At 62.1% G+C, this 8,863-nt stretch carries 5 protein-coding genes; 2 read left to right on the plus strand and 3 right to left on the minus strand.

The genetic code is table 11. From position 1 onward, the window contains the following. The coding region (locus tag DFR24_RS24200) for a hydantoinase/oxoprolinase family protein (protein ID WP_133884052.1) at positions 1-2,019 on the plus strand (2,019 nt) is incomplete at its 5' end. 24 nt (positions 2,020-2,043) lie between these two features. Beyond that, on the plus strand, positions 2,044-4,320 hold the full coding sequence (locus tag DFR24_RS24205; RefSeq protein WP_133884053.1) for a hydantoinase B/oxoprolinase family protein: 2,277 nt from the start codon (positions 2,044-2,046) through the stop codon (positions 4,318-4,320). 105 nt (positions 4,321-4,425) lie between these two features. Here DFR24_RS24205 and DFR24_RS24210 read toward each other — a convergent pair whose 3' ends face one another. The 3 genes from DFR24_RS24210 to DFR24_RS25090 all read right to left on the minus strand — a co-directional run bounded on the left by DFR24_RS24210 (position 4,426) and on the right by DFR24_RS25090 (position 8,189). Further along, positions 4,426-5,436, minus strand: coding sequence for a zinc-dependent alcohol dehydrogenase family protein (locus DFR24_RS24210; protein ID WP_133884054.1), 1,011 nt, complete (start codon positions 5,434-5,436; stop codon positions 4,426-4,428). 435 nt (positions 5,437-5,871) lie between these two features. Then, a complete protein-coding gene (locus DFR24_RS24215; RefSeq protein ID WP_133884055.1) occupies positions 5,872-6,933 on the minus strand; it encodes an alcohol dehydrogenase catalytic domain-containing protein in 1,062 nt (353 codons plus the stop codon). 158 nt (positions 6,934-7,091) lie between these two features. Next, positions 7,092-8,189, minus strand: a complete 1,098-nt coding sequence (locus tag DFR24_RS25090; RefSeq protein WP_210772661.1) for a 2Fe-2S iron-sulfur cluster-binding protein — start codon at positions 8,187-8,189, stop codon at positions 7,092-7,094. Between the last annotated feature and the right edge of the window lie 674 nt (positions 8,190-8,863).

The raw sequence follows: 8,863 nt of genomic DNA on the forward strand, positions 1-8,863 counted from the left end.
GACGTGCTGTCCGAAGTCGATTCGGTCCGCTACGCCACCACGCTGGGCACCAACGCGCTGATCCAGCGCAAGGGCCCGAAGGTCGCGCTGCTGGTGACCTGCGGCTATGAATCCACGGTGCCGTTGGCGCGTGGACGTGGCTACGGAGAAGGCCTGAGCGAGAAGAGCCAGGCCGACTTGCCCGGTGCCTGCCGCCCGGCGCCGCTGGTGCCCGTACCAATGATCGCCGGCGTGCGCGAGCGCCTCGACGCCGTCGGCAACGTGCTGATGCCGCTGGACGAAAAAGACCTTCGTACGAAGATCCGAAATCTGGTCGACCGCGGTGCGCAGAGCTTCTGCGTGGCGCTGGTCAACTCGGTGGCCAATCCGATGCATGAACGCCGGGTACAGGAGATCCTGCTCGAGGAGTATCCCGAGCACATGCTCGGTGCGATGCCGATCGTCATGTCGCACAAGGTTGCCGGACGCAAGGGCGAATACGTGCGTGCATCGTCGACGATCATGGATGCGTTCCTGCACGACGTGATGTATCACGGCCTGTCGTCGCTCGAGCTCAATCTGCGCGAGTCGAACTACAAGAAGCCGATGCTGGTCATCCACAACTCCGGTGGCATGGCACAGCTCAACTCCACCGACGCGCTGCAGACGATCCACTCGGGTCCGGTCGCCGGCGTATCGGCGTCGGATCATCTGGCCCGCGAAGCGGATCTGGGCAACGTCATCTGCACCGACATGGGTGGCACGAGCTTCGACATCGGCCTGGTCGTGGAAGGTGGCGTCAAGCACTACGACTTCAATCCGGTCATCGAACGCTGGATGGTCAGTGTGCCGATGATCCATCTGGTCACGCTGGGCGCTGGCGGTGGTTCGATCTGCCGGTACGACCGCATGTACAACACCGTCCAGGTGGGACCGGAGTCCGCGGGTTCCAACCCGGGCCCGGCCTGCTACGACCGTGGCGGTCTGAAGCCGACGGTTGCCGACGCGGACCTCGTGCTCGGTTACCTCGACCCGGCCAACTACGCCGGCGGTGCGATCAAGCTCAAGGCCAATCGCGCCAAACAGGCGATCGAAGACGAGATCTGCGAACCGCTGGACATCTCGGTGACCGAAGCCGCGCTGATGATCAAGCGCAAGGTCGACGCCAACATGGCCAACGGCATCGCCACCGAACTGCGTGCGCGCGGTTACGATCCGTCGAACTTCACGCTGCTGGCCTACGGCGGCAACGGCCCGCTGCACGGTTGCGGCATCGCCAGTCAGCTCGGCATCGACCGGATGCTGGTGCCGCCGTTCTGCTCGGTGTTCTCGGCGGTGGGTGCAGGCAACATGCACCAGCTGCACATCCACGAGAAGTCGCTGTTCATGTGGATCTTCGACAGCAACACGCGCCGCCTCTACAACGATTACGAGAAGTTCAACAAGATCGTCGCAGAGCTCGAGGAGAACGGTCGCCAGGATCTGCTGCGCCAGGGCATGAATCCGGGCGACATCAAGCACAAGCTCGAGCTCGACATGCGCTACGGCAACCAGCTGGCGACGACCACGGTCGTGGCGCCCAAGCTGCGCTTCGAGTCGATGGACGACGTGATGGCGATCATCAAGCAGTTCTCGGTGGACTACGGCAACCGCTTCGGCAAGGGCTCGGAAGCGCCGGAAGCCGGTATCCGCATCAATACGGTCCGCGTGCAGAGCTATGTGGAGCTCGAAACGGTCAATCTCGGAAAGTTGCGTGCGAAGAGCACCAAGGCCGCAGGTCCGGCCGAAGGTTCGCGCAAGTGTTACTTCGTGGGTCACGAAGGCGCCGTCGACACGGCGGTCTTCTCGCACGAGAAGCTCGACGTGGGCACGGTCGTGACGGGCCCGGCCGTGGTGATCTCGGCCGTCACCACCTATCTGGTCGAGCCAGGTTGGAAGGTGGAGATCGGCGAGCACGGCGCCGCCTGGTTCACGCGCGGCACCGCCACTGCCGACCGCAAGGCCGAGAAGGCCTCCAACTCGCTCAAGGTCGACGCCTGAGCCTCACGAATTCCGGAGTGACACATGGGTGACAACGAAGCTGTGCAGAGCTACACCGAGAAAGAGAAGTCGGTCGTCGATCAGTTCCTCGCCGACAACGTGCTGTTCCTCGGCCCCGATCCCGAGATCATGAACACGCATGATCTGTCTGTGCGCACGGCCGCAGAGGAACGTGCGCTGGCGACCTGTACCGATGCCGCCATGCACGCGTTGGTGCGTGACCGCCTGCAGGCGGGCGCCAACGAATCGTTCGAGATGCTCGAGCAGATGGGCGCCGCTCCGGGTGCGAAATGGGGCGACCTGATCACCGGCGTCTTCACGGCGGCCGGCGATCTTGCCGTGTCCAGCGCGGGTGGCGTGCTGATCTTCTCGGCCGTCGTGCATCACCCGATCAAGTACATCGTCAAGTACTGGACGAATGATCCGACGGTGGGCGTCCGCGAAGGCGACGGCTTCATTCACAACGACGCGCGCTACGGCAACATCCACAACACCGACCAGTCGATGATGATGCCGGTGTTCTGGAAGGGCGAACTGGTGTGTTGGGTGAGCACCACCGTGCACGAGGGCGAGAATGGCGCCATCGAGCCCGGCGGCATGCCGTCGCTGGCCGAATCGGTGTACGAAGAAGGGCTCAAGATGTCGCCCTTCAAGTGCGCCTCGAACTACGAACTCAAGAAGGATCTCGTGACCTTCCTGCAGAACTCGGTGCGTGAACCGAAGCTGCAGTTCGAGGACATGAAGACCAAGCTGTTCACGTGCCGGCGCATGGAGCAGCGCATCCACGGCTGTATCCAGGAGTTTGGTCTGGACTACGTGCTGGCCTCGCTGCGAAAGGGTCTGGAGGACGCCAAGGCCGAGACGCAGCGCCGCCTGCGCGAGTGGCCGGACGGCAAGGTGCGATCCATCGTCATGGCGGACTCGACGCTGCGCGAGAACGCGTTGATCAAGATCCAGTGCGAGGTCAGCAAGATTGGCAGCGAACTGATCTGTGATTTCCGCGGGTCATCGCCGGAATTCGCAAACCGCGCCAACAACACCCTGCTGTCGTCGCTCAAGGGCATGCTGGCGCAGTTGTTCCTGGCGTTCGTCTGGCCGGACATGCCGCGTAATCAGGCGGTGTTCGCTCCGATCAAGGTCATCACGGATCCGAAGTCGGCGCTGCACTCGTCGTACACGACGCCCAATGCGCAGTCGATGATGACGTTCTTCCCCTCGTTCAGCTGCGTACAGCTGGCGGTGGCGAAGTTCGTGTACTCGACGCCGACCAAGCATTCCAAGGTTCTCGCGCCCTGGCACAACATGATCCGCACCTTCATCTGGGGCGGCATCACGCAGCACAACGAGATGGTCGGCAACCTCTGCGCCGACTTGAACGGAATGGGCGGCGGTGCGCGCGCGGATCGCGACGGCGAGCACGCCATCGCGCCGATCTTCGCGGCGATGTCCGACCTCGGCGAGCAGGAGCTGAACGAAGAGGAAGTCCCGTTCATCCAGATCGTCAGCAAGAAGGTCATGGCGGATAACGTCGCCTTCGGAAAGTTCCGCGGCGGCCAGGGCTACGAGATGATCGCGAGCTCCATCGGCAGCCCGCTGTGGGGCTTCATGACCACCTGTATCGGTTCGAAGGTGGGCTGCGTGCCCGGCGTCTTCGGCGGCTATGGTGCGCCGACCTACCCGCTGTGCAAGGTCAAGGACGTGGACGTGTTCGAGATCATGAAGACCGATCCCGACGCGTTCCAGTTCTCGATCGTGGACATCATGAACAAGAAGCCCTTCAAGGGCGCCACGTACACGACGCACCACACCGGTCTGCAGTTCGAGCTGGCCAAGCGTGGCGAGCTGTACATGATCACGCAGGGTGCGGGCGGAGGTTATGGCGACATCCTCGATCGCGATCCCGACCTGGTGATCAACGATATCGAAGAGGGTCTGCTGTCGCATGAAGCGGCGCTGCGGGTCTACAAGGTCGTCTACAACCCGGACACGCTGGTCCTGGACCGCGAAGCGACGCAGAAGGCGCGCACCGCCGAACGCGAAGCCCGCAAGAAGCGTGGTCTGCCGTACAAGGAATTCGTCAAGAAGTGGGTCAAGGACGAGCCGCCGGCGGACCTGCCGTACTACGGCTCGTGGGGAAGCGATCGCAACAAGATCTACGCAGGCCCGTTCGCCAACCTGCCGCGCATCACGATGACGGCTGACGAAATCCAGCCGGTCTTCATGCCCAATCCGCGCGACGTGGAAATCGCCCAGCTCAAGGCCCGGATCAAGGAATTGGAAGAGAAGGGCTCGAAGGCATAGCGACGAAAGCGGGAAAACGAAGAGGCGCGGTTCGTTCGAACCGCGCCTCTTCACGTTTCAGTCACTTCTTATTCCGAGGACTCGCGCAGCGGTCCGGAATGCTGGCTACGGAATGCTGACGCAAATCTTCCCGAAGTGCGTGCCGGATGCCTGGTGTCGGAACGCGTCTGCCAGGTTCATCAGGGGGAAGCTGCGGTCGATCACAGGCTTGAGGCCCGTGGCATCGCAAGCGCGAACCAGGTCGATCTGGTCCTGTCGGTGCCCGACCATGATGCCGACGAGGCGCCCCTGCTTGCGCATGAGCTGGGCGGTCGGGATCACGCCTTCCCACCCGGTGAGCACACCGATCAGCGCGATGTGTCCGTTGTAGCGAATCGCCTGGATGGATTGCGGCAACGTGCCGGGACCTCCGATCTCCACGACGTGATCCACGCCGCCGTTACCGCTCAAGCGTGCGGCCTCCACGCCCCATTCCGGCGTGGTCTTGTAGTTGATCACGTGGTCGGCGCCCAGCTCGCGGAGACGTTCCAGCTTGGCATCCGATGACGACGTGGCGATGACCCGGGCCCCGGCCGCCTTGGCGAGCTGCAACGCGAAGATCGAGACGCCTCCTGTGCCCTGCACCAGGACGGTCTGTCCCGACTTGAGCTGTCCGTTGACGGAGAGTGCGCGCCACGCCGTGACGCCGGCGCAGGTGAGGGTTGCCGCTTCCTCGAAGCTGTAGCCCTTGGGAGCGTGCGTCAGACCGACTGCTGGGACCGTGGCGAACTGACAGGCAAAGCCGTCGATGCCATCGCCCGGAACGAACGCGAAACCATTGCCGGTCGGCTGGCCGTCGAACCAGTCCTGGTAGAACGTGCTGACCACGTGATCTCCGGCTTTGAACTCCGTGACCCCGGCACCTACGGCCATCACTTCACCGGCGCCGTCCGACATCGGAATACGGCCTTCGCCGACCTTGATCGTGCCGATGACCACGAGATAGTCGTGATAGTTGAGCGAGCTTGCGCGCACGCGGACCTGAACTTCGCCCGGGCCGGGAGGGCGGGGTTCCACGTGTGAAGGCGTGAGACTTTCGAGTGTGGCAGGCAGGCGGCAGCGAATCGCGTTGGACATTGGGAAGGTTGAAGAGATCAGGAAAGAGGAACCGCGGGCGCGGAGCTTAGACGGGTTTCTCGCGGGCAGGCAGTCAGAGCCGCCCCTAGGTTTGACTCCCATGACGGAGCCAGCGACCGCAAAGAAACTTTGGCGCAACCCGATCCGGGCGCGAACCCGCTACCGGGGGCTGTTGAACGCTCTGATGGCGGCCCGCCTGGTCGAAGGACGACTTCGCCGAGCCGGCAGCGCCGAGCGGACGTTCGGCAATATGTCCAGCTTTCGATGGCGGCGATTGCTTTCCGCGGCGGGGTAGCCATCTCCATCGCAGGATGGTTCATTCGCGGAACGCGGCTTCGAAGAGGAAGCGCGTCCGATCATCTCCGGATGTCCAATCACAACCGCCCGATCTCTGTACTGCCTGTCGTCGGTCACGCTGACCGTGCAAAAAGCGCCTTATGGGCGAATGCACATCTTCATCGCACCATCCTCTTTTTGTGCGAACAGCTCAAATGCCTTGTTGATGTCCTTCAAGGCGAACGTATGGCTGAAGTAGTCGTGCGGGCAGATGATGCCGGTTTCAAGCAAGCGAAGGCTTTCCCACATGGAAGGCTGCACGTTCGCAAAGCCGTTCATGTGAAGCGAGATATTTCGCAGAAACACGTCAGCAAGACCGAGATTGAAGCCGGGCTCGCAGAAGACGCCGATTGCCCCAATGGTCCCCCCGGGCCTGACGAGTTCCAATGCCATCTGCAAGGTTTCGCCAAGACCGACCACTTCGATGACCTTGTCGAATCCCCGCCCGCCGGTCGCGGCGAGTGCCGCTTCCTTCCAGCCCTCGATGGAGGTGTTGATGCCCGTCGCGCCCATGTGCCGCGCGACGTCCAGACGATATTCGACCGTGTCCAGAGCAACTGCGACGCCGGGACCCTTCAGCAGCGCAATTTCCAGCGCCATCAGGCCGGTCGGCCCGCAGCCAATCACGGCAACCCGTTCACCGGACTGGATCGATGTAAGTCTGTTCGCGATGACAGCCGATGGAAGATTGCACGACAACGTGATCGCATCCAGATCCCCGATCGACGATGGAATCTTCATCGCGTGGCCGTCGGCATACGGGATGACGAGCGCTTCGGCGTGTGTGCCGTTCGTATTGCCAAACGGGATACCAAATCCATACACGGCTTTGTTCGTCGTCTCGCAGTGCGCCGTCTGTCCGACTTCGCACATGTAGCAGTGCCCGCACGATACCGAGTACCCCATGCTGACGCGGTCATGACGTCGGAATCGACTGACCGCCTTGCCGACGTCGATCACTTCGCCGATGAGTTCGTGACCGGTCTGCGACGTGCCCCTCTCCATCATTGCATCCAGAGAGCCGCGGAACAGATGAAGGTCGGATCCGCAGATCGACGTCGCGGTCACCTTCACGAGCATCTCGTGATCGTTTCGAATGGACGCGTCGGGAATGTCGGAGCAGCGAATGTCCGCAGGTCCGTAGTAAATCGCAGCCTTCATGTGGGGCCCTCGATCTCCGAACGACGTGAGCGTCGGAGCGGTCAATGACGCGGGTTTTTTGGATTGCGTTCGTCGAAGCGGAAAATGATCGAAAGATGTATCAAGACTCGCCGCATCCGCGAGCCAGGGGGATGGCCCCCGACTTCATGATTCGGCTGCTACAAGAATCTGTCGTGGTGCAACTGGGCGTGTGGCACGTTTGCCTCCAGCAGGAGCCGCTGAACGGCGCCCGTCATCGGAGGTGGACCACAGAAGTAGAAGTCACAAGTGGTGGGATCGTTTCCGCTCTCGATCCAACGGCCAACGACCTCGTGAATGAAGCCGCGCTCGCCATTCCATTCTTCGAAATGACTTCTGTCGGATATCGCGGTCACGCACTGCACGCGGCCACCCAGCAGCGGATCGGCTGCCAGCAGATCGTTGACGCAAAGGTCCGACGGAGTACGTCCGCCGTAGAACAGGTGGATTCGTTGCGCAGAAAAGCTTGGCCGACGCACCACGTCGGCGAGGATCGACATCAACGGCGATAGTCCGGACCCGCCTCCGATGCATACGACGGTCCTGGGCGTATCCACGCGCAGGTGAGCCATCCCATAAGGGCCATCGATCTGGCAGGAGTCGCCGATACCCGTCCGCGAGAACAGCGCATCGGTCGCTTTCCCGCCGGGAGTGCGCTTCACGATGAATTCCCATGTGCCGTTTTCATTGGGGAGATTCGACATGGAGTACGCCCTGGGACCCGTCACGCCTGGCAGGTGCAAGAGGACGTATTGCCCGGGAATGAATGCCGCCGGTCCGTCTGCGCGAAAGCTGAACCGCGCCATGTCCCGTGTCAGGGGAACAATTGATTCAAGCGTGGCGCGCTGTGCAACGGGTGCGATGGGGGGTATGCAATGAGGCTGCATCCGCACGCCAATCGTGCAGTCGCTTCGCGGCGACGCCTGACATGCCAATCGCCTTCCTTTCGATCTCGAGCGTGCAGAGATACCGGGAGCAGTCGGCCAGTGATCGAGGACTTCGCCGCGGACAGGCTCGAACAAGCATGATCCGCATCCTCCCGAGTTGCATTCGTAAGGGTGGCCAAGCCCCGCACGCAAAGCCGCTCGCAGAATCGTGTCGTCCGGATGGCACGGGAACGAGACGTCAGTGCCCTTGACTGAAATCCGGTACTCCGCCTGATCGTTGCCGCCGCCGACACGAGCGGGCAGATCGGGGCGTATTTGCGGCGCCGCGCTTGCAGTGTTGTGGAGCGACACCAGTCAGTCCTTGGACATGCGAATGTGATCGTCGCGCTGAATCCGATGATGGAGGCTCCGCTCGATTGGAGCGCCTGTCGCCGAACTCGTAGCGTCTCTTCCTGCACGTGGCAGGCTCATGGACGCCGGCGAAAGTGGCCGGCGGTGAGCGTGGAGTTTGTCGAGCGTCGGAATCCGTACAACGGGGCCGATGGAATGACGCATATCACCGTGATGAATATTCACGGCGAGATATCGAAGATGCATGGAAATCCGCACTCCACGCGATACGGCGCGCACTCACCGCGCTGCAACATTCACGAGCGTGAAGTAGGTCATATCACTGGGACAGGGTTGCATTCCCGGCATAACGGATAACGTTTGCCGCCACGACACGGTCCACGAGGGCCGGCATGGAGGGGAATCCGCATGGCCGATGTCCGCTTTTCGATTGCGCGTTGGGTCGTCTCACGCCGCGCACCCATAGGTATCTTTTTCATTCTCGTCACGCTCGCGTTTGCGGCGGGGATGCCGCGTCTCGACATCCGCACGATCTTTGCGGACCTGCTGCCGTCGGACGATCCGTTCGTGCAGACGTACCGGGATCATCCGAACTTCGGCAATCCGCTGACCGTGACGATCATGGTCAAGCGCACCGACGGCAAGAAGATCTACAACCAGGACACCTTGCAGAA

Source organism: Panacagrimonas perspica (assembly GCF_004364935.1).
In the GTDB taxonomy this organism is placed as follows: domain Bacteria; phylum Pseudomonadota; class Gammaproteobacteria; order Nevskiales; family Nevskiaceae; genus Panacagrimonas; species Panacagrimonas perspica.